The sequence below is a fragment of the Chitinophaga sp. G7 BAM 1005 genome (genome assembly GCF_057126945.1).
This window is the reverse complement of record NZ_CP181478.1, coordinates 577,401-601,208: the sequence shown is the minus strand read 5'-3', so window position 1 is coordinate 601,208 and position 23,808 is coordinate 577,401. Positions and strand designations below refer to the sequence as shown.

The following is a 23,808-nucleotide window of genomic DNA, read 5'->3' as shown; positions in this document are numbered from 1 at the left end:
AACAGATGAATATTTTATTTAGTCAGTTTAATGTTCGCACCAATGGTAAATACCCGGGGCTGCGGATAAAAACCGCCGTCAACACCGGCGCTCAGCGGATCCCATGATCCAATCTCCGGGTCCATTCCCTTATAGTTTGTAATGATGAATGCATTTGAAACATTGAAATAAACTCTCAGATATTTAATGCTGGCTTTAGCAATCAGCTTTTCGGGGAGGGTATATCCCAAAGAAATATTCTTACATCTCACAAAACTTCCATCTTCTACGAACTTGTCAGAATTCCTGTTATTATCATTGGTATTATCATTTCTGATCCCGACTATCCTTGTTTCCGGGTTAGTTACCTGTATATTGTTAATATCAGTAGCATCGCCTTTAGGGTCAATCAGGGTTAGTTTCGCATAGTCTTTTAACGACTTGAAATAACCAAAACTGGTACCCGGATATTCTCCATTTACACGAAGCTGGTTAAATACTTTATTGCCGACGTTCGCGGCAAAAAATATATTCAAATCAAAATTCTTATAGGAGAAGGTATTGTTGAAACCAATCTGGTATTTAGGTATGGGAGAACCAAGAAACGTTTGATCGTGCTCATTAATAACGCCGTCACCATTAAAATCTTTGAACTTCAGATCACCATACCAGATGCTTCCACCGGCAGCTCCTACCGGTAACGGCACACCGTTTTTAGTAGGTAATGCGTGGGTTTCAAAATCCTTTTTCGTTGCAAACACGCCTCCGTCAATAACATATCCGTAAAACTCGCCGATAGACCTGCCTACAACAGTTTTACTATACTGCCTGTCCAGTGAAGCGCCATCTGTATTGAGCTTTAGCACTTCATTAATATTACGGGAAACTGTCACATCAGTTTTCCAGGTGAAATTTTTGGTTTTAACACTGGTGGAGCTGATTCTAAAATCAAAGCCCTTATTATTAACAGTACCCACGTTAACGTATGGGGCTTCCATTGCGCCTGGCGAATAACCAATCGCCGTTCCGGAATACATCGGCAAAGGGATCTGCAAAACAAGACCATCGGTTTTGCGATTATAAAAATCAACGGAGAAATTCAATCTCCAGTTAAAAAGCGTTCCTTCCAGTCCAATGTTGGCGTATTTTGTTTTTTCCCATTGTACATAAGGGTTTCCCACATTTTGGGTAAGCTGTGCGATGCCTGTTAGCCCGGTAGCCACAGTAGCCAGTGTGGAGGTATAGGCATAATCCCGTATATTCTGGTTATTTGTTAATCCATAACCCAGGCGCAGCTTTAACTCATTAACATCCTTTACCGTTTTCAGAAATTCTTCGTTATTCAATTTCCAGGCAAATGCGCCTGAATAGGTATTCACCCAGCGGTTTTCAGGGGCAAACTTTGAAGAGCCGTCTGCCCGGAGATTGGCAGTAAACAGGTACTTGTCGTTGATACCCAGATTTATACGGCCAAAGTACGATTCCTGGGCGCTTTGCCCTTTAGAACCGCTGTTAGTGGCGGTAGTAGGATCGCCACTGCTGATTACCTGCACGCTATTTGAAGGGAAATTTGTTCTGCCGGCAGAGGAATTTTCATTGGTGCTTAGTTGTGCTTCATGCCCCAGTAACACATTTACATTGTATTTATTTTTAAACAGATGTGAATAGGTAAGGAAGTTTCTTAAAGTTGTAAATACACTTTGCGAAAAATTATAGGAGGCGCTGTTCGTATTGTTTTTTACAAGACCAAATGTATAGGAAGGATTAAACCGGTCTTCCGTTGCCATTGAAAAACTTCCTGTTGCTTCATTCCGGAGGGTCAGGTCTTTGGTAAAAGCAATTTCTGCATATAAATTACCATAAAGCTGGTTTCTTTTTGCCTCATCTTTATTAATAAGGGCTATCGCATATGGGTTCACGGTGCTGTTAACCCATCCATTGGGATTATAGGCTCCTCCCCAGCTGCCATCCTCATTTTTCACGGCTATATCCGGCGTTTGACTTAAAGCTGTATTAATTACATTCGAGCTTGTCGAATTCACATTCTCTTTGATATTAACCAATTGCAGGCTGGTACCGATCTTTAACCAGTTGGTTGTTTTATTATCGAGATTGAGTCTTAATGAAATCCTGCGGAAATTGGATCCGAGCGCAATACCTTCCTGGTTGAAATAGGAGCCGGACAGGAGGTATTGAGTTCTTGTATCCCCTCCATTAATGGATAATGTATGGTTGGACATCGGGGCATTTCTAAAAAGTTCCCTCTGCCAGTTGGTACCCTCGCCCAGGTACTTTGGGTTTACAAATTCCGGGCGGGTATCAAATCCCCATCCTAATCCTGTATTTCTTTCATTTATAAAAGTGGCATATTCCCTTAAATTCATCACAGGCAACCTTTTAGGTATTTGCTGATAGCCGGTATACATATCATAGGAAATGCTTGGCGGAGCGATCTGTCCCCTCTTGGTGGTGATTACTATTACGCCATTTGTTGCCTGTGAACCATAAATTGCCGTAGCTGATGCGTCTTTCAATACATCAATAGTCTCAATTTCAGAAGGATTGATACCTGCCAATGGATTCACGCCTGAGCCCAATGTGGCGGTGCCACCAATAATGATTCCATCTATTACATACATAGGCGAGCCTCCTCCAAAAGAAGACAAGCCACGGATCTGTATCGATACTGCTCCACCTGGTTGACCTGATATTTGTTGAACCACTAACCCGGGAACCCTTCCCTGCAATGCCTGGTCAAAGGTTACGGGCTGTGTTTTACGGATCTCATCACCGGAAACGGAAGATATTGCACCGGTAACGTCCCGCCGTTTTGCTTTGCCGTAACCAATCACCACCACATCTTCCAATTGTGAAATATTCTCACTCATTTCTACTTCAAGGGAGGAAGTTTTGGCAACCACTTCTTTTTTCTGGAAGCCTATCATTGTAATTACCAATACGCTTCCGGTGGGAGCGTCGATCGTAAACCTTCCTTCTCCATTGGTAATAGTGAAGCGGCTGGTATTTTTTAAGGTAACAGTTGCGCCCGGAACCGGGGAGGAATTACTTTTATTGATGATTCTACCACTTATTTTGGTTGTTTGTGCGGAGAGGTTTGGGCTGGAAAGGAATCCCAAAAGGATACCCAATAGCGGTAGTATTCGCAAGCGAATCATTTTGGTTGACTTCATTTTTTTCATTTTAACGTGTGCGGATGATGATCCTCAGCGGCATTTTTCAGCGAGGATGATATTTCATAAGGCCAGAATACTCGTAACAGGAACCAGGCAATCGTTAAGCGCCAATTCTTTTTCAGCAGCTTCCATAGTTCCTATTAGTCACTTTTTTAATGTAATTGGCGATGACCTCAGGTTTAACTGCCTGAGGCGAACGACTAAGTAGAGGGATTGAAAAAGTAAACAGGTGGTCAGGATCTGCAATATGAGCAGAAGGACTTGCCAATAAGTCACCAAACGAGACATAGGCCGGCAAGCAAGGTAGCAGCAATTGTAGTTTCATATACGTGGATTGAATATTGTAAAGCTATTGTTATGTTGTCTGAATCAAGGGGGCCATTTGATTCAACCATGAGGCCCAAATGTTACAATTCGCTGAATATCACTGCCAATGATTTGACAGCGCGTTAGTTTAAAACCAGGAAAACCGGTCCACCATCTTGCATTCATCCAACAACCACTTTTTCTCCCTACCCGGTCTTCCTGATAATATTATGGAATGGCTTAGCTTATTACCATCCTGCATTTTGCTTTAATACGTTATTCGATAAAGTGATTTGTGTATAAGGTATCTGTACAAAGCCCTTTGTTTCTATTACCTTCGATGCCAAAATGGTTTTGGTTGTATTCACACCACCATTTTGAAGTGTCACCGATTCGGCAATAGCTGCTGCCGCAACATGCAGCCCCTGGCGAAGGAGATCCCAGTAACGGATCCCTTCTCCCGCAAATTCCAGCCTTCTTTCATTTATAATATTTGCCTGGCTCACCGGAACCTGGACAAAGCTGGTTCCAAGTGCCCTTCTGCGCACATCATCAAAGTAACTCTGCGCGCCGCCGGCGCCTAATTCAGCAGCCATTAACAAAACATCAGCGTAGCGGATAGACACATAATCCTGGTACTGACTGATCATGAAGCTCGCGCCTCCCATTTTTTCTGCAAGACTTCTTCCTGCCTCATCAGCCATCGGAGTATATTTTTTTATACAGTAGCCTGTATACTCCCGTTGATCCTTTATGTTCTGAAAATCGAGTCCCTCGTCCACTATTGAAATAATAGAGGCATTTCTCCGGCTGTCGCCGGCAGGGTAAGCATTCCAAAGCTTTGGATTCACGGTGGCGCCTCCCCAGCCCATTCCATACGGATAAATACTTTGAACACGAATGCCGTACAGCACCATCCACTGGTTACCATCCACATTTCCATTCCAATCGCTGGTATAAGTGTACTTGATGGCAAACACCGTTTCCTTATTATCTTCTCCTATATAATTATTGAGAGAGGCAGCAGGCCATAAATTAGCAAATTTGTCAACCAGCCCAAATCCTCCATTACTAATAACGTCTTCCAGGTAAGCAAGCGCCTGGGCTTTTGAAACAGTCCCTACCAGGTCGGCCTTATTGTAATAGCCGGTATAACAAAGGAACACACGGCCGATCAGTGACTCAGCGGCCCATTTGGTTATCCGTCCCCGGGTAGAGGGATCCTGGGCACCATAACCGGTAGCAGGAAGATTGGAAGCTGCAAATACCAGGTCGTCGGTAATGAGTTTATAAACGCTGTCTGCGCTGGCCTGAGGCACATTATCGGTAGTAGGTACGGTGATCAGTGGGATATTGCCCCATAACCGGACCATATCAAAATAACAATAGGCGCGTATAAACCTTGCTTCCGCTTCATATGTCTTACGCAAATTGTTATCTCCTTTCCAATCCACTCCGTCGAGGTGCGATAAAAGCATGTTGGCGCGATAGATAGCCTTGTAGTACAAGCTCCAGGTGTCTCCAAACATATTTTGATCTGAAGGTGAACGGAGTTTGTCAAACTCGTCCATCATCTGATAGCCGAAGCCGTCAGCATTACCGGTGCCTCCAAATGCTTCGTCAGACATAATTTCTGACGCAACAGGAAAAGCAACGCCACTTGACCAAACACGCTGTAATCCATCATATACGCCTACCAATGCCTTCCAGGCATCATTCGGTGTTTTGTAAAAATTCTGCTCTGTGGCAGCCGTTACATCTTCTGAGTCCAGAAAGTCCTTGTTACAGGCAATCAATGTCAACAGTGCAGAAGCCAGTATATAAAATTTCAAGTTTTTCATCGCCAATTCGTTTTTAATTTAAAACCGGATGTTTGCTCCAACCATAAATGTTCTGGGCCTGGGATAATATCCTAAGTCCACGCCCGATGAAAAGCCCTCGTTATATCCAACTTCAGGATCCATACCATTGTATTTGGTAAACAGGAAGGCATTTAGCACGGAAGCATATAATCTTACTTTGCCCAGGTAATTTTTCCTGATCAGGTTTGAAAAATCATAACCGAGGGTAATAGTGTTGATACGCAGATAATTTCCTTTATGAACGTACAGATCAGAGAACTGCGCCCAGTTGGCACCATCTTCTGTTACCCTGGGGATTTTGTTGGAAGTTCCCGGACCATGCCAGCGGTCCAGTATTTCTGAGGTATAGTTACCAAAGCCGCCCGGTCCTCTGTATGACTGAACAATCTGATTACCTGTTACACCGGAGGCCTGAACTAAGAGATCAAACCCTTTGTAATCAAGCGATATATTGAACCCATAGGTAAAATCAGGATTGGGATCACCGATATTTGTTTTATCGTTGGCATCAATAACACCATCGTTGTTCAAATCAATATAACGAACATCTCCGGGCTTAGCGGTGGGCTGAATCGGATTCCCTGTTTTACCCTTATAAGCCGCTACCTCGTCATCCGATTGGAAAACGCCCGCAGTTTTAAGTCCCCAGAAATAACCTACCGGTTCACCGTTTGCTGCCCGGTAAAACTCACCCGCATTGGCATACAGCACATTGGTATTACCGTGAAGCACATGATCGTTTGTAGGAATATTTCCTATCCTGTTTTTATTATAGGCGCCGTTTACACCAACTGAATAATGGAAGTTTTTGCCGATGCTGTTGCGATAATTAAGCGCCAGTTCAACGCCGGTGTTTTTCACATCACCACCATTGATCAGCGGTGCATCTGCTCCGGCAGTAGCCAGAATAGGCACTGTAATTAACCAATCCTTTGTTTTTTTGACATAATAGTCAAATGTCACATTCAACCGTTGCAGCACCGTGGCATCAAATCCGATATTGGTTTGCTCGGATGTTTCCCATTTTACATTTGGATTGGCAATACGGCTCGGATAAGCGCCCTGTGTATTGGCTCCTTCTACCGGTCCGAATATATAACCCGCATTACTGAAGCTGATGGGAGATACAAACTGGTACGCCGCTACGTTCTGATTACCAACCTGGCCCCAGCTGCCGCGAAGTTTAAGGAAATTCAGCCATTGCACACCCTGCATAAAGTTTTCCATAGAAGTTACCCATCCTGCAGACACGGACGGAAAATATCCCCAACGATGATCCGGCGCGAATTTGGAAGATCCATCACCCCTGAATGTTACATTGACCAGATATTTTTCCCGGAAATTGTATTGCAGCCGTCCGAAGTAAGACATCAAAGCATTTTCGGACGGGCCTCCGCCAAGACTCATATAAGGAGCGCCCCTGGTCACATTTTGAGCAACAGAAAGGTAGGCATGTTGCAGGTCGGCAACACGCAGATCCCAATTGGAACCATTCATACCAACAGTTTGTGTTTTCAGCGAAGAGCTACCTGCCATTACGCCGAAATGGTGATCAGCGGCAACATCAAAATCATAGCTGATTAAATTGTCGAACTGGATAGTCCGTCCATTACCCATTGATTGACTCACCTTAGCGGTATCATTAAAGGAATAAATAGAAAGATGATAAACCGGCGTATAACCATGACTTTGGTTAGCGTAATAATTTAAACCGAGGCTGGAACGGAATTTTAAACCTTTAACAGGTTCAACCTGTAAATACACATCGCCAAATAAACCCTGGCTGCTGTTCCGGTTGCGCGTGTTATAGTCCATCGCTGCATACGGATTGGCCTCCGTATTGTTCCATGCCTGGTTGGGTTTTCCCGGATACCAACCTTTTTTGTCACTGCTGAAATAACTGCCGTCTGTATCATACATCGGCAGAAACGGGCTGGTAGTAAAAGCAGAACGCAATGTATTATTATACTGGCCGTCTACAGCAATTCCGTGGCTGTTTTGATAGTTAAACGTAAGATGCTCTCCCAGCTTAACGATATTCTGGTATAAGTTATGTTCGGAGTTTATTCTGAACGTGTAGCGGTCAAGGTAAGAAATGTCAGATCCGCCCACTATGCCGCCCTGGCTGGTATATCCCAGGGATAAGGAATAGGTGGAAGCTGGTCCGCCACCCTGTACGCCCAATACATAGTTTTGAGTCGGCACATTCTTTTTAAACATCTGGTCAAGCCAGTCTGTGCTTACCGGCAGATTGTTTACTACCTCGTTGCTGAAATAAGGCGCCTTACCGGAGTTGACAGCGGCTTCATTTATAATGGTAGCATAATCTTTTGCATTCAATAGTTTTGCTTTGCGGGCAAGCTGCTGGGCGCCATAAAAAACATCCAGGGTAACCTGTGGTTTTTGGTTGGCTTTTCCTGTTCTTGTGGTAACCAGGATAACACCGTTGGCCGCCTGGGAGCCATAAATAGCAGCAGAGGCAGCATCTTTCAGGATGTCGATAGATTCTATATCTGCCGGATTCAGGTAGGCGATGTCACTTGTCTGAACACCATCCACAATATATAAAGGGGCAAAGTTACCAACAGTACCCTTACCCCGAATAATAACATTCATTCCTGAACCTGGCTGCCCTGAATAGGAAGTGATTTGCACACCGGGCGCCTGGCCCTGCAAAGCCTGCATTGCATTGGTAGTATTCTGTTTCTGGATGTCGGCGCCTTTTACCTGTATGTTAGCCCCTGTAACCAGTTTTTTCTTCTGTACGCCATAACCAATTACCACTACGTTTTCCAACTGGCTTTCGGCATCCTGCAACTGAATTTTCAATTCGCGCGAAGTAACTTTCACCTCTTTTTCAACAAAACCAACGGATGTAATTACTATCACATCACCAGTTGATGCCTCAATAGTAAATTTTCCGGCATCATCCGCAATGGTGGAGACACGAGTGCTCTTTACGGTCACCGATGCCGCAGGAACCGGAACGGAGGTACTTTGACTGGTGATCGTTCCACTTACCTTTGAAGTTTGGGCACAGGCACTTTTGCCCGGGGCAAAGGCCCAAAGCACGCCCCACAGCAGCAATATTCGCAAGTAAAAAAGTTTGGCTGATTTCATAATTGTGGATTTAACTGACTACTTTTTTATATCTATTTTTCTTCCATCATAAACTACTTCCTTATCACATGTTGCATCAAGATCCAGGCGCCTGGGTTCATTGGGCGCAATAATATTGATACGGATGATTCTTTTCTGCAACATGCCATTGAATGATCCTTTCCGGTCTCCGACGGTAACAGTTCCGGTTGCCTGGGTATATTTTACCGGGATAATGGAAAAGGCGCCTTTTTCATAATTGTAATTGGCCCCCTCATCTTCGTACAGGTTGAAAGATGCGTCTGCACCGGTGTAGATGTTCAATGTCAGGGTGTCTGCCTGTTTTTCTGTTGTGTATTGTAAACCGGGTCCGAAAGGAAGGATGGATCCGGCTTTTACAAATAAAGGCATCCGCTCGTAAGGCGCTTCGGCAGTAATTTTCTGACCGCCCGCATACCACTTCCCGGAATAGAGATCATACCATCCTGCACTTTTGGGCAAATACAGGTTACGTTTCGTTTGCCGGTATTCATATACAGGATTTACCAGCAATGAAGGACCAAACATATACTGATCCGTAATATTCACTACTGCAGGATCCGCTGCAAAGTCCATCGCAAGCCCCCGCATAATGGTATAGTCATCGTGGTAAGTCCACCCGGCCAGCGAATAGATGTATGGAAGTAAACGGTAACGCAGCTTATCGTAATAAAGAAAACTTTCATAAGCAGGATGGCCTTCAGGAGCAGTATTGAATACTTCCCGGTAAGGGAATTGCCCGTGAGACCTGAACAAAGGAACAAAAGCCCCAAACTGCGACCACCGGGTCATCAGTTCCCTCCACTCCTCCAGGCCCGCCGCGTCGGGATTTTCAAATTTCCGGGGCACTACAAAACCGCCTATATCCATCGTCCAGTAAGGAAGCCCGGACATAGAAAAATTAGCGCCTGCAGCTATTTGTGCTTTCATATCATTCCATGTAGAACCAATATCACCGCTCCATATCGCGGCAGCATAACGCTGCGAACCAGCAAAGCCGGAACGTGTCAGCAAAAAAACCCTTTTATCAGGATCCGTTGAACGTTGTCCTTCATAAATCCCTTTTGCATTTTGCAGGGGATAAGCATTCAGAAATTCTGCCGCACTACCCAAAGCAGTAGGTGTCATTTGCAGCTTTCTTTTTTCCGGATTTACATTGGAAACAATATCGGGTTCACTGGCATCCATCCACCATGCGTCAATTCCTTTACTATATATTTTTTCGTTGATCAGCTGCCAGAAGCCTTTCCGGGCTGCATTGTTGAAAGCGTCATAAAAAGTAGAAACATATCCTTTACCTATCCAATCCTTTTGCTGGTCAGCTATGTTTCTTTTATAAAGCCATCCCTTTTTATCAAACTCATTGTAAGCCGATATGCCATCATAAAATTTCGGCCACACTGATATCATGATTTGAGTGTTGTACTTTTTATGCAGCAAATCAATCATGCTATCGGGAGAAGGAAAGCGTTTTTCGTCAAATTCCTGACTGCCCCATTCAGCTTCCCTCCAATAATTCCAGTCCAGCACAATATTGTCAATAGGAATTTTTCTCTTGCGGAATTCAGCAACAGCATTAAGTAATTCCTCCTGTGTTTTGTATCTCTCCCTGCTTTGCCAGAAGCCTAATGCCCATTTTGGAACAATAGGCGCCTTACCTGTAAGTGCCCGGTAGCCCGAAATCACTTCATCCATATTATTGCCATATACGAAATAGTAGTCAACCTGTTTGCCGGCTTCGGAGCAGAAACCAAAACTGTTTTGCTGCTCCTCGCTCAATGGTTCCTGCCATTTCAAAGAAAGATAGGATTCGCCTCCTTCTGGTATCCATTCAATTCTGACTGGTACTTTCTCCGCTTTTTTGAAGTTCCAGGAAACCAATGCAGACGCGGGGTTCCATGCTTTTCTCCAACGATCTAAAACAAGTTTTCCATCCAGCCATACTTTCACCGAGCCGCCATAAGTGAAACGGAACTGATGAAGACCGGAGAGGTAGCTGGAAAGACTTCCTTCCCAGGTCACCATGCCGGAGGCAGGCGTAAATTCCCGGGGCAGCAGGATCTTTGAATCTCCCAGGAACTCCATATTAATGTTTGTCTCAGCTCTTTTGGTACTTATTTCCTGCGGTTTATGTGTATCATTGGAATAGGAAGCTGTAAGCCAACCGGCTTCGCCTTTCTTTGAAAAAAGCTGCATGGAAGAAAGCGGGTGAAGCGGCCTGATATCGCCGGCCCTGGTGAGGGAATAGTTGTCCCACAGAATGCCATAGTTTTTATTGGAGATCATAAAGGGAATGGCCACTTCAGTATTGTTCTGGAAGAAGGTAACCTGCTGGCCACGGTAGTTCATAATCCCGTCCTGGTGTTGTCCGAGTCCATACCATGCGTCTCCGGCGGCCGTCTGAAATGTTTGCGTAATCGTGTAATATCGTTTGCCGTCGAATATAGCGGATTGAAAATCCCGCCCAAACGGTTGTTTCTCAGCCAGAATCTTTTTGCCTGCCAGATCCGTGAAAGTAACGGCGCCTGTGCCACGATCGACGGTGACAATCAGCTTTTTTGTTTTGAGCGTCAGTGTTCCTTTAGAAGTACTGATATCCCAGGTAAGCCCTGGTTGTTTACGATAAATGGTTACCAGGCTGTTACCGGCTACTATCTCCTTTCCGGGAGCAGCGATCACTCTTATAATATCATCCGACACCACTTCAAGTTTAACAGCATTTGTTGAGCCTGTAAGCAGGGAATCCGTAAAAACTATAACCCCATCCGGAAGTTTAATGTAAGCAGGCGGCGCCGCCAATAAGTTATCAAATAATGTAAAAGTCAGCAGGCTAAGCAGCAGCAATCGTAATTTCATATACGTGGATTAGATGCCGTAAAACTATTGCTATAGCGCCAGAAACCGGGGCGTCAAATGATTCAACCAGGGGGTTCAAATGTTACAAATGCCTGAATATCACTGGTAGAATTTCCAGAGGCAGGTTATTAAAGGCTTTTATTTTTAAGATTTGCCAGGTACTCTGAAGGCGTGGTTTTGAATTCTTCCTTGAAAAGTTTACGGAATATTTTGGGGTCATTGAATCCCACCTGGTATGCAACTTCTGAAATAGACATCCCGCTTCTGTCTAATAACTGGATAGCCCTTTTCAAACGGATTGAACGGATAAAATCTAACGGCGATTTACCGGTTAGTGATTGTATTTTTCTGTACAGGGTAACCCTGCTCATGTACATCTCTTTACTGAACTCATCCACGGAAAATTCCGGATTATCTATCTTTCTTTCGATAATATCCAATGCCTGTTTCAGGAATTTTTCGTCTACGGGAGTTATGGTCACCTCCCCGGGATTAACTTCAATCTGCTTTTGGAACCTCTTTTGCAATAACTTCTGCTGTGCCAGCAAATTATTGATACGCGAAGCCAGGATCTCAAAGGTGAAGGGTTTGGTAATGTAATCGTTCACGCCTGCTTTCAGTCCCTCCAGTTGTTTTTCTTCACTTCCCATAGCGGTAAGCAAAATGACGGGAATATGAGCGGTGAGTGTTTCGGTTTTAATTTTCCTGGCAAGTTCAACGCCGTCCATTAAAGGCATCATGATGTCGCTTACCACAAGATCAGGGTTTAACAGCTTTATTTTCTCCCAGCCTTCCTTCCCGTTTGCGGCTTCTTCAACATGGTATTGCCCTTTCAGGTTATCTTTTAAATAAAAGCGCAGGTCTTCATTGTCTTCCACTACGATTATTGTCTTCTTCTTATCTCCCTTCTTTCTTTCTTCAACTATTATTTGCTCCGTTTCCTCCGGGAATGTGGGAATAGTTGAGGTACGGCCTGAAGAAATATACACTTTTTTTGCAGGAAGCAATACTGTAAAACAGGCGCCCTGATCCGGTTCACTTTTTACGGTGATGATCCCGTTGTGTAATCTTACAAACTCTTTTGTGATGGCCAACCCTATACCGGTTCCCTGGTTTACCATGCTCTCCGGAACATCTGTCTGAAAAAACCGTTCAAATATCTTTTCATGCTGATCGGCCGGGATGCCAATACCTGAATCTTTTACTTCGATGGCAAGCGTGCCATCAGAATCATTGTCTGCCGGCTGCTTATACACTAAGCCAACGCTCACCATTCCACCATCATGCGTATATTTAAAAGCGTTGGACAACAGGTTGAATAAAATCTTCTCAATTTTGTCCTTGTCAAAATAAATTTCCAGGCTATCAATATCAGATGAGAATGAAAATCCTATCTTCTTTTTTTCTGCAATATCAGTAAAAGAGTAACTGGTTTCTCTGCAAAATCGGACAATATCGCCTATGGAAGGATGCAATTTTACTTCCTGTACCTCCATCTTCCTGAAATCGAGCAGCTGGTTGACGAGGTTTAACAGGCGTTTTGCGTTACGCTGTACCAGGTTCAATTGTTTTACCTGCTCTTCATCTACGGTATTTTTTATGATCTTATCCAATGGCGCAATGATAAGACTCAGCGGCGTCCGGAATTCGTGGCTTACATTGGTAAAGAATTTTGTTTTCAACTGCTCCAGCGCATGCGCCCTTTCTGCTTCCCTGCGCTGTTGGCGAACTTCAAAACGCATATGTATCCTGTCTAATGTAATGCGCCGGATAAGCAGGAACAATCCTGTAGCGATCAACAGGTATATCATATATGCAACAGGCGTTCTCCAGAATGGGGGTTCAATATTGATCTGCAGCGTTTTTAGGTCACTCCACAAACCGGTCCTGTTCAAAACTTTTACCTTGAAAACATAGTGGCCGGGATTAAGATTTGTATAAGTGGCTCTCCGCTGGTGGCCATCTGCATATAACCAATCTTCATTAAACCCTTCCAGCATATATGCATACTTATCATATGCGTTATGAGAAAAATCGAGCGCTGCAAAGTCAATGGAAAAAACATTTTCTTTGTACTTCAGGTCAATACTTTGCAGCTGAGATAACGAACGTTTGAGCAGCACCCGGTTATTGACCAGTTCGCCGGGTTCAACATTTTTATTTAATATCTGGAAACCAGTGAAAACAATCTTAGGATGATAAACAGGTTTACCGATAGCAGCCGGATTGATAATATTAAAACCCGATGGTCCGCCAAAAATTAATTCACCGCTCCTCAGCTTTAGTGCCGCGTTATCATTGAACTCGCGGTTCTGCAGGTTGTTTGTTGCATCATAACTGATAACAGAAAAATCAAGATGCTTATTTTCCTGCCGGGGAATAACGTTACATAACCCACTGGGCGTGGAAATCCACAGTGTCTGATGATCATCTTCAAGAATATTCAGGATCATATTATCGGGAAGGCCGTTTGATGTGGTGAATGTCTGAAACTCCTTTTTCTGTTCATCAAACAAATTCAAACCCTCCCTGGTTCCTACCCAAATCCGTCCCTTGCTGTCTTCCAAAAGACAGATAACACCATTATCGCTTAAACTATTTGCTTTATTTGTATCCAGATAGAAAACAGCAGCGGTTTTATTCTTTTCAATAACAGCAATGCCGTAACCTGTACCGACCCATAAATCTCCATTTCTGTTCTCCGTAATAGCAGAAACATAATTGGAAAGTAACACTCCCTGCGTGGTTTTATAATGGTTAAACTGGTTGGTCTTTCTGTCGAAGCGATCCAAACCACCACCTAAAGTGCCGATCCATAAATTCCGATCCTTGTCCTCAAAAATTTCCCAGACTTTGTCGTCTGTCAAACTGGAGGAATCGTTATCATTATGCCTGTACCGGGTAAACTTCTTACCATCAAAACGATTGAGGCCACCAAGATAAGTTCCAATCCAGAGAATATCTTCATGATCCACGCACAAGCTCACAATTACGTTGTTGCTCAGGCTGTTTTCATTTTTGGGATCGTACAGGTATTGTTTGAAAGTATTATTTTTCCTGTCAAAATAGATCAATCCCCCACCATTGGTACCAATCCAGATATTACCCATCTTATCTTCAACAAAACGGTTTACATCGTCGAACTGCAGGCTTTTTGCATTTAATTCCTGGTGATGGTAATACGAAAACTGAACGATGTTGCCATTGTAATAATTCACGCCCTGCTTGTAGGTTCCCAGCCATATAATCCCCTGATCATCTCTGTACATCGTGGTAATGGTATTCTGGCTGATACTCTTGGGATCATTGGGGTTGTTCAGCAGATAACTGGTATTGAGCCGGTTCTTTTTATCGATCAAGGTTACTCCTCCATGATCGGTTCCTATCCAGATCAAACCATTGCTATCCTGAACAACCTGGCTTACCAGTTCTGAACTCAATCTCGCCGGATATGAATTCTTATCAAACTGTGTGATTGTATTATCTTCCGGGTGAAAAAGAAAAACTCCGAAGTTGTAACTCCAAAGCCAGAGATCATTATCGTTATCTATAAAGAACTTATACGGATTATCACCTTTATTACGTTTCTGTAAAGCAGTGGTGGAAGAAATGATTTTGTCCAGTTTTATATCATACTCCTGCAAAAAACCGGATTGATATACCAGCCATAACTTTCCATCGGTTGTTTCATTTATGGAAGTAATTTTTTCAGCGGTCTGTGTTGCTTTCGGCTTGAATGGCTTTACTATTTTGTCGGCGGCGGAATACAGGAACAAACCCTTATCCTCATACAGAAACCAGTACCTGCTATTATTTCCTTTTACTATATTGGCAATAGCACCGGGCGGCAAACCAATAGCATGTAAATAGTCATCAGCGTTGCCATTGAATTTCTCCGTATCCGGATTATAAATACAGGGACCGCCCATTGTCGACACCCACATTTTTCTATCAGGAAGTTCATAAAGCGACAAGATATTGTTGTCCTTTACTGAAGTGCTGTCATTGTGATCTTTACGGAATACTTTACAGGAATATCCATCATAACGATTAAGTCCATATGTAGTACCAAACCATAAAAAACCATCAGGGTCCTTTAGCACAGTATTTACCTGGTTATGTGACAAACCGGTATACGTATTGAGCTTGGAAAAATTGTAATGTTCGCTTTGTGCTAAAACAGAAAGAGATTGTATCAACAAAATAATCCAAAAAAGGTAACGCATTGCATCAGATTTGACATATAAAAATTTGCGTTGTCCGGTCTACAATCCCGTAAAATCAGGAACTAAGATAATAAAATGATTGGGATAACGTGTCCAATCAAATGACAAATGTGCTGTAACGATTTTTCTTTTGTTGAAGCATTAATACGCCAGGTGCTTTATATATTATTTTTTAAAGTTGAAATATCTGTTCCATCAACAGCCATTTCTCGCCCTCTTTTGCCCAGGGCAAAGGTTGCTGAAACTTCCACATTAGCTGTTCCCATTCCTGTACTTTGGGATTGGCTGCATCCGAAGCGTTTTTTGCTGTCTCATCATACTGGTCATTGGTTTCCATGATCATCATTAAGCGATTGCCTGTTCTATAGATCTGCATTTCCACAATCCCAGCATCAAGAATGCTTTTTCGTACTTCCGGCCAACCATTTTCTGCTTTGTGCCAATACTCATATTCTGCTATCAGCTCCGGATTATCCTTTAAATCGAGGGCTAAACAGTATCTTTTCATAGATTCAATTAACTTTTACAAATAGCTGGAAGCATAGAACTGGTCAATCAGTCCACGTTCCTTCATTTTCTTCCAAAATCCTTCGGGGATTATTGAGTTGGGCAATGCAACATTTTGAACAACCCTTTCTGCCTGGGTGGTATTCAAAGCGATGCTGCTGACTCCGGGTGCATTCAGGCCAAAAATTACGCATGCCTCTACCGGTCTTATTTTATAATCCTCGCACAACTGGTAAAACTGTTGCCGCCAGTGATATAAATTTTTGTGCTTTTCCGGATCGGTCAATTGATAATTATAATAAGCCGATCCTGTTAAAAAGCCTCCATTAAAAACGGAAGAATTTATAATTGCAACACCCTGATGCGAAAGTTGTTGCATAAAATCCACCAACGGCGCGGGATGGCTGTGAATAGTCATGCTATTGGCAATCATTACCCAATCCAGCTTTACGTCTCCTGTTATTTTCCTTATGATGCGCCAATCCTTTGCGCCAACGCCGATAGCTTTAACTTTGCCTGCCTGTTTTAATTCATTTAATGCCCGGTAAGCATCCAGGATATCCTGGTAGCGCCTTTTTTTCTCCTCCTCATCATCTGATCCTGCGAGGTATTCGTCGGGATCATGTACAGATACCAACTGCGCATGATAGTTACCGAGCAGTTTATTCCCCTGTTCGTAGCATTCCAGGATACCATCATAGCTTATTTTTTGAATGGCATCATATTCCAGGTTTTTCCATATCCCGGGTTCAAAAGTGGGTTCGGCTGTTTTTAATTCGGTACGCAACCAACCCAGCTTATTGCTAATCAGTACATCCCTGGGATTGATATCCAATTCCTTCAGGGAACGCCCCAGGGACTCCAGCGCCAGCCCGGCACCATATTTACCGGCGGAATCAAATACAGCTGGCCTGGGGGAATATTTCATGCTTTCATTAACGATAGATCTCTTCACTTCATCCGGCTGCGCAACATATAAATTTCCCAACCCGCTGGTGCCAAAAATTACTTTGGGCAATGTGAGTTCCTCCATATAAAAGTCTCTTATTTTCAAAGAATAGCTGAAACAGGTAAATTTTCAGGCTTCACTATTACACGGTGACCTTTTATTCCAAAAAAGGCCACTACTGCAAAACAGATCAATGGTACTGCGTAACCATATTGAATATTACCTGTTACATCACTTATGTAACCGAATACTCTTGGCAAAACGGCGCCCCCAACAATGGACATAATGATTAAGCTACTTCCAAATTCGGTATCGCCACGTAAATCTTTTATGCCTAGCGCAAAAATAGTGGGAAACATAATGGACATAAAAAAGCAAATGCCGATGACCGTATAGATAGTGATCATACCATATCCCCAGATTGCGATGACACAAAGCAAAATGCTGATGACTGCATATACAGCCAGCAACCTGGCCGAACTGTAGTATTGCATCAGATAGGTGCCAATAAATCTTCCAATTAAAAATGCCAGTCCGCATAACCCTAAATAATCAGCGGCCTTTACCTCCGATATACCCGCAGCTTTTGGTGCGTATAGGATAAACAAACTAAACACGCACACCTGGGCGCCTACATAAAAGAATTGTGCAATAACACTCCAGGTTAAATGACGATGTTTAAAAGCGTGAAAAATATTTTTACTGGCTACATGATCTTCATTTGTTTGAATGGCCGGCAAACGGGTAAACGCAAAAACGATGGCTATTAATACCAGCACGCTTCCGAGAATAAAATAAGGCAGCTTCACGGTGGCAGCTTCAGCAGCAAGGGCCAGCTTCCGGCCTTCTTCCGTCATTGTACTTAACTGCGCTACAGTATAGCCTTTTGTGAGTATGACACGTGCGCCGATCACGGGTGCAAGTGTGGCAGCCAGGCCATTAAATGATTGCGCAAGGTTAAGCCGCTGGGTAGAGGATTCAGGATCGCCAAGTGAGGAGGCATAAGGATTAGCTGCTGTTTCCAGGATCGTGAGTCCGCAGGCAATAATAAACAAAGCTATCAGAAAAAATACATACTGCTGCGTATTGGCAGCCGGGATAAATAAATACGAGCCCAACGCAAAAACCAGCAAACCCGTTATAATCCCTGCTTTATAACCGTATTTTTTCATAATAAACCCAGCGGGCAAAGCCATGAGAAAATACGCGATAAACACTGCAGAATCAACCAGCGTAGCCTGCACGGTGGTAAGTGTAAATGATTTCTGTAAGTGCGGTATAAGTATAGGATCAAGATTATGTGCAAAACCCCACAAAAAGAACAGGCTTGTAATCAATATAAACGGGAAAAGTGTACGGGCCTTTGCCATATTAAAATCTAAAATTTGCGGTGACTGATCAAACGAAAAAACATTTATACGATCGCTCCTTCAATTTTTAACACAAATGCTTCTTTCCGTGGTGGTTGTTCAGGTAACTGCACCTTCAACCCTTCGGATGTTTGCTCAAAGTTCAACCGGTCATTTCCCAGCATGCTTACATGGCTTATGTTTCCCGCCTGATTATTTGCGGCCAACGTCTTAATTAAAGTAACTTTATCTGACGGCCATCCGAGCACTATTGCGTAAAGTGTTTTGCCTTTTGTAGTAAAACGAATATCTCCTGCTTCAAATGGTTTGCCTTTCCCCTCATTAAAACCCTGTGCGCTCAAAGCCACTACAGACTGTATAGCTGGCCCCTCTCCAAATGTTTTCCAGGGACGTGTACTGTAAATTGCTTCGCTGTTGATCTTCATCCAATCCGCCACCTGTTCTACTACCGCACGTTCTTCACTGTCGATGGTGCCATCACCACGAACGGGAACGTTAAGTAAGAGATTACCATTTTTACTTACCACATCGGCCAGGGTATGTACCACTGTTTTGGCACTCTTATAGCCTTTGTTATCAAACAGGCGGCGGTCGTAATGCCAGCCACCGATACAGGTATCAGTTTGCCAGGGCAGGGGTTCTATCTGGTTACTTTGTCCACGCTCAATATCCCAGATCATGCATTTACGTTGCTGCTCATTCAATACTTTACCAAACAGCGCTGCCTGCAATTTTCCGTGTTTTTTGATACTGGTATTATAGAAATGAGCAGCTATTTTTAACCCTGCATCGCTTATCGGCCAAAGCGGCAGCGCACTGTCATCAAAATAAATGAGTTCAGGGCCGTATTTATCGATGAGTTCAATGGTCCGGTTTAAAAATTTGTCACAATAGGCCTTGTCAGGTACGCTTGCACCGTTGCCCCAGTCCCAATGTTCACCCATACTACCATCATTAAGACTGTCCTTACTCAAAGCATGATTTTGAGCATATAACTGCTGCGGATCATAACCATTCCACCATTTATTGCTGCCATCGGCTTTAGTCAGTTTGCCATCATAAGGGACCCCTGCATAGGGGCCGCTCTTATCTGAACGCTGGGCAACCTCATACCAGCTCCATGCGTGGGAGGCGTGGACGGAAACACCAAAGGGCAGGTTTTGTTCTTTGGCTGCTTTTGCCCAGCCACCAATGAGATCTTTCCTGGGTCCCAGTTTAGTAGCATTCCAGCGTTGGTATTTACTGTCGTACAAGTCAAAATTATCGTGGTGATTCGCCATTGCCATAAAATATTTAGCGCCGGCTTTTTTGTATAAAGCAACCAGTTCTTCCGGATTCCAGTTCTCTGCCTTCCATTCGTTTATTACGTCCTTAAAACCAAATTTTGAAGGGTGCCCATATTTTTCCAGGTGATATTTATACTGGTCGCTGCCTTCCTGGTACATGCCGCGGGCGTACCAGTCGCCGCGTTCCGGCTGGCACTGCGGTCCCCAATGGGCCCAGATCCCAAACTTTGCATCACGAAACCAGTCTGGTACCTGGTATTGCCTGAGTGAATCCCAGGTAGGTTGAAATGGACCTGGTGCCATGCGTGGAATTGGCTGAGATGCCAGCAAATTATGTGCGTAAAGATCGGAGAGATATAGAGATGACAAGCCTGTGGCGATGCCTTTTATCAGCGTTCTTCTTTTCATGGAATTTATTTTATTAGCTCTAATATAAGCTCCGGATTACCTGCTGTTTGATGAATAATCTGCAGCTTATAATTGATAAATCAAACTTACTCCGAAATACTCATCAAACATTTGGCGTAATAGGACTTTTCTTTATACAAAACCGACTATTTGTGTATTATTGCTGTATCGAAATTGTAATGCTTAAAAAAAAGTAATATCTGAAAAGTGGAAGCAGCCCTCCAAACGGGACGTTTCAACTGATATTGTTAATTAATTATACAGCATGATTAAAAGAGCGCTAAAACATACATTCACGTTATTGAACGTTGATCATGTGAAGCTGGACGCCCGGTGGAATTACAAAAACGTAATCAGCCCATACTTCAGGCTATATTATATTGACGGCGGAGAAGGAGAAATATGGGACGTTTCAGCTAAAATCAAACTTGAGCCGGGTTTTCTGTACATCATACCAAGCTTTACATTGTGTAACCTGGTATGCCCCAGCCATCTTAGTCAGTATTTCGTCCAGTTTTTTGAGGAATCATCGGATGGTATTTCCCTGTTCGAAAATAACAGGTCCATTCTTAAGGTAAAAGCGACTGATATTGATATATTGAATTTTGCACGTTTGCTGGAAATAAACCCAGGCAGGGGCATCAATCGTTCCGACAATCCGAGAATATATGAGAAAAACGTCTTCTATAAAGAGTATCAGGACCTTAATAACCTGCAAAGCATGTCAACATTTACGGAAACACATGGCATTCTCTTACAATTGGTTTCCCGCTTTTTGACACAGGAGATATTTAAATATAAAGACGGAGGTCATGTGCCGGTGAAAATTCTAAATGCGATTAGCTATATTCAATTAAACCTGAGCCGCGATTTATCAGTAACCTCCCTGGCGAAAAGAGCAAACCTGCATACAGATTATTTTTCGCGTCTTTTTCACCAGCACACCGGGGAAAGGCCGGTAAAGTACATACACGAAAAAAAAATTGAAAGGGCCCAATACCTGATTGTAACAACACAGATGACCTTTTCCGAAATTGCCACACAAACGGGTTTTGAAAATGTGTTTTACTTCTCTAAAATTTTTAAAAAAATCACCGGGATGTCTCCGGGGAATTACAAAAAACAAATGGATATGATTGGCTTTTAAATATTGGCTCTATTATTAGTTTAATTCTTCGATCTGGTCATGTAACTGCTGATCCCAGATAAATTCCATACTGAATTTACCATTGGGCTCACATCTGAAAATGGCCCTGTTCCATTTATTCTTTCCGCCCTCAGTAGTAATACTGTGTAATTCCTTCAACCAATTTCTAATATCCCTGGGGATTTTTTTAACCGACAGATTAAAGGTTGTACTATCAACCTGGTAATCACCGGTGTAGCCAACAACGCCATTTCCAACAACTTCTATATCCAGTTTGGCATTTGTCCAGTTACTTTCTTCGATGGCGCCAGAAATGCCTCGTCCTATGTTTGCATAAATTTCATCTACCGTCATAATCTGTTTTATTGGTTATCCTGTAATTTAACCATTAAATCAATTATTTGCTTTAACACAGGAAAATCATTTTCTCCAAAATCAGTTGGTTACGCTGGTTATCAATAAACCAGCGCCGCAACTTATTAAGAAAAGTTTTACTCAGAAAAAAGGTATCCGTTTCTTTGGAAGCAGGGCCATTCAGCAAAATGCAGGGCTATTTTACTTTTGCTCTTTCATTAAATTAAAAAAGAGATAATCTGTTCCGGGAGCATCAGTTATTCCGATATTTCTACCGATAGTTACTATTTGCCCCCTATGATAAGTGCCATGATTCACAAAATGTTGTATGTATTCATAGCGGGATTGATTGGCTTCAAACCACGGACTTACCACTTTTATTTTTTCTACTAAATCACGCTCTGAAAATGATTTTATCTCATCTGCCAGTATTTGCGACCTGTTCATCAGCCCCTGAAAAACTTCCTCCTTTTTGAGATCCTCTACACCATAACGATTTATAAAATCTGGTTTCCGGCAGATAATACTATACCAGTATTCCTCCATTCCCCAAATGTGATTTAAGGTTTTGAGAATGCTGGAAAAACTGGACGGCGTCTCCTGATGTAATTGTTTATCTGATTTTTGGGACAGCCAATTCACGAATTGTTGGTTTACCGACAAATTATAGCCGGCATAATTTGTAACTAAATTTTGCAGATTCATTATTACTAATTTAATGTTTCAGCAAAATTATAGGGGGGTAATGACAGCCCTATGTCAAGGGTAGGAAGGAGTTAATAATATTTGTCGAAGTATTCCTGCAAGGTCATTTTATGAGGAGCAAACTTTTCGGCAAGGGTTTCCAGCCTTTTAATCCTGTCCAGCCGGAAATACCGGAATTCACTGCGTAAGCGACACCATGCCACTAATAGCCAATTTTCCTGTGTGCTTAGTAAGGCAAAAGGTTCAACCAATCTGCTTGTAACTTTGTTTGCTTCATTGGCATATTCAATTTTTGTCACATGAAAATTGGTAAGGGCAAACTGTAAATCAGATAAATTGTTGCTGCTTCTTTCCCTGTTAATATTCTGGTCAAATTGTGTTCGTTCGGTCAGGAGGTTGGCTTTATCTTTTACATTATGCCTTAATACAGCTTTAATTTTCTCGATAGCTTCCGAATAATCTTTAATAAAAGAAGCGTCTTTGTTTTTCAGCACCAATTGTTCTGCAAGAATTAAGGCGTTGGCCTGGTTCTCCGTAAACATTACAGGTGGAATTCTATACCCTTCCATTAAGGTATAACCTCTTCCTTCTTCCGTCAGAATTGGAACGCCTGCCTGTTCCAGTGCTTTAATATCCCGGTAAATAGTTCTGATGCTGACCGAAAATCTGCCTGCCATTTCCGGTGCTGTCAACAGCCGTTTCGTTTGCAGTTGGATTAAAATTGCAGCCAGTCGCGAAAGTCGCGTTGTCTCATTATCGACCATTATTGAAATTTTTCAGCATTGTATTTTTGTTTTTGATGAGACAATAACTCCCACATCTTATCAAGATTTCCTGTTCAGATCTGTTATCAACAGGGGATTATCTTTTCGTAATTCATTAATCAGTGTAGCCACTTCAGTAGTAGTAGGATTCCGCATTAACCTTTCCAGTTCAGCATTTGTTATTCCTACCAATTGCAGGAAAGACACTTCGCCATGTGGTGTTTCTATTCTGCCCAGTTCGGGGTCAAGCGCCAGTACAAAAGCGGTTATTTCCGTCTGGGTATCGAGCCGTATGGGACCTTTGGCAGGTATAAAATGATTTTCCTCAAACCATTTCCCGCTGTTAAATACATATCGTGCAAGATTGTTCATTACATGAACTGTCCACAGCGGATCATCTTTATCTTCCGCAAATGGTTTCAATCTGAAGGTAAATTCAAAACCCCATTTGCTGAACTCTCCACCGGCCTTTTCCTGATCGTAGTAAAGCTCCGACATGCCATAACTGATAATATGCCTGTGGTACTCATGTTTGCTGGAATCATAAATGCTGGCGCCGTCTATCGGATCAGTACCTCCGGCCATAAAATGGATGCCGCAGAGCGGGCCATAATGGCGTGGTTCAGTTTTACCATAAACCGTTTCCAGGGCGCTATCTATTGAAAGCCATCCAACGGCATCATCTTCCCGGAATCTTTGTTTATACTCTTCTGGTGTCATAAGAATAGTAGGTTAATAAAAATAAACGACCCTAATA

The 23,808-nt window shown here is 42.9% G+C and carries 14 protein-coding genes; 1 reads left to right on the top strand and 13 read right to left on the bottom strand.

The window, feature by feature from the left end; translation table 11 throughout:
• Positions 1-14: 14 nt before the first annotated feature.
• The 9 genes from ACMXI2_RS02420 to ACMXI2_RS02380 all read right to left on the bottom strand — a co-directional run bounded on the left by ACMXI2_RS02420 (position 15) and on the right by ACMXI2_RS02380 (position 20,081).
• Complete coding sequence (locus ACMXI2_RS02420) at positions 15-3,170, bottom strand: SusC/RagA family TonB-linked outer membrane protein (protein ID WP_483780133.1); 3,156 nt, start codon at positions 3,168-3,170, stop codon at positions 15-17.
• 557 nt (positions 3,171-3,727) lie between these two features.
• Complete coding sequence (locus tag ACMXI2_RS02415) at positions 3,728-5,320, bottom strand: RagB/SusD family nutrient uptake outer membrane protein (protein ID WP_483780132.1); 1,593 nt, start codon at positions 5,318-5,320, stop codon at positions 3,728-3,730.
• 18 nt (positions 5,321-5,338) lie between these two features.
• Positions 5,339-8,461, bottom strand: a complete 3,123-nt coding sequence (locus ACMXI2_RS02410; RefSeq protein WP_483780131.1) for a SusC/RagA family TonB-linked outer membrane protein — start codon at positions 8,459-8,461, stop codon at positions 5,339-5,341.
• Positions 8,462-8,479: 18 nt separating this feature from the next.
• Entirely contained in the window at positions 8,480-11,335 is a 2,856-nt protein-coding gene (locus tag ACMXI2_RS02405) for a TIM-barrel domain-containing protein (protein ID WP_483780130.1), read from the bottom strand.
• Between the two features lie 128 nt (positions 11,336-11,463).
• Positions 11,464-15,561, bottom strand: a complete 4,098-nt coding sequence (locus tag ACMXI2_RS02400) for a hybrid sensor histidine kinase/response regulator transcription factor (RefSeq protein WP_483780129.1) — start codon at positions 15,559-15,561, stop codon at positions 11,464-11,466.
• Positions 15,562-15,733: 172 nt separating this feature from the next.
• On the bottom strand, positions 15,734-16,069 hold the full coding sequence (locus ACMXI2_RS02395; RefSeq protein WP_483780128.1) for an L-rhamnose mutarotase: 336 nt from the start codon (positions 16,067-16,069) through the stop codon (positions 15,734-15,736).
• Positions 16,070-16,084: 15 nt separating this feature from the next.
• Complete coding sequence (locus ACMXI2_RS02390; protein ID WP_483780127.1) at positions 16,085-17,101, bottom strand: aldo/keto reductase; 1,017 nt, start codon at positions 17,099-17,101, stop codon at positions 16,085-16,087.
• Positions 17,102-17,118: 17 nt separating this feature from the next.
• Positions 17,119-18,387 (bottom strand): L-fucose:H+ symporter permease, encoded by a 1,269-nt coding sequence (gene fucP, locus ACMXI2_RS02385; protein WP_483780126.1) that lies wholly within the window; start codon positions 18,385-18,387, stop codon positions 17,119-17,121.
• Between the two features lie 44 nt (positions 18,388-18,431).
• Positions 18,432-20,081: an alpha-L-fucosidase gene (locus ACMXI2_RS02380; protein ID WP_483780125.1), complete on the bottom strand. Its 1,650-nt coding sequence runs from the start codon at positions 20,079-20,081 to the stop codon at positions 18,432-18,434.
• 265 nt (positions 20,082-20,346) lie between these two features.
• Here ACMXI2_RS02380 and ACMXI2_RS02375 point away from each other — a divergent pair, with 265 nt between their 5' ends.
• The gene (locus ACMXI2_RS02375; protein WP_483780124.1) at positions 20,347-21,228 is read left to right on the top strand and encodes a helix-turn-helix domain-containing protein; all 882 of its coding nucleotides are present in this window, start codon (positions 20,347-20,349) and stop codon (positions 21,226-21,228) included.
• 15 nt (positions 21,229-21,243) lie between these two features.
• Here the strand turns inward: ACMXI2_RS02375 and ACMXI2_RS02370 are convergent, their stop codons facing one another.
• The 4 genes from ACMXI2_RS02370 to ACMXI2_RS02355 all read right to left on the bottom strand — a co-directional run bounded on the left by ACMXI2_RS02370 (position 21,244) and on the right by ACMXI2_RS02355 (position 23,771).
• Positions 21,244-21,582: a hypothetical protein gene (locus ACMXI2_RS02370; protein ID WP_483780123.1), complete on the bottom strand. Its 339-nt coding sequence runs from the start codon at positions 21,580-21,582 to the stop codon at positions 21,244-21,246.
• A 201-nt stretch (positions 21,583-21,783) separates the two neighbouring features.
• Complete coding sequence (locus tag ACMXI2_RS02365) at positions 21,784-22,287, bottom strand: DinB family protein (protein ID WP_483780122.1); 504 nt, start codon at positions 22,285-22,287, stop codon at positions 21,784-21,786.
• Between the two features lie 71 nt (positions 22,288-22,358).
• Positions 22,359-23,051 carry a helix-turn-helix transcriptional regulator gene (locus ACMXI2_RS02360; protein ID WP_483780121.1) on the bottom strand — a complete coding sequence of 231 codons (693 nt, stop codon included), beginning with the start codon at positions 23,049-23,051 and terminating at the stop codon, positions 22,359-22,361.
• Positions 23,052-23,111: 60 nt separating this feature from the next.
• Positions 23,112-23,771: a suppressor of fused domain protein gene (locus ACMXI2_RS02355; RefSeq protein WP_483780120.1), complete on the bottom strand. Its 660-nt coding sequence runs from the start codon at positions 23,769-23,771 to the stop codon at positions 23,112-23,114.
• Positions 23,772-23,808 lie beyond the last annotated feature (37 nt).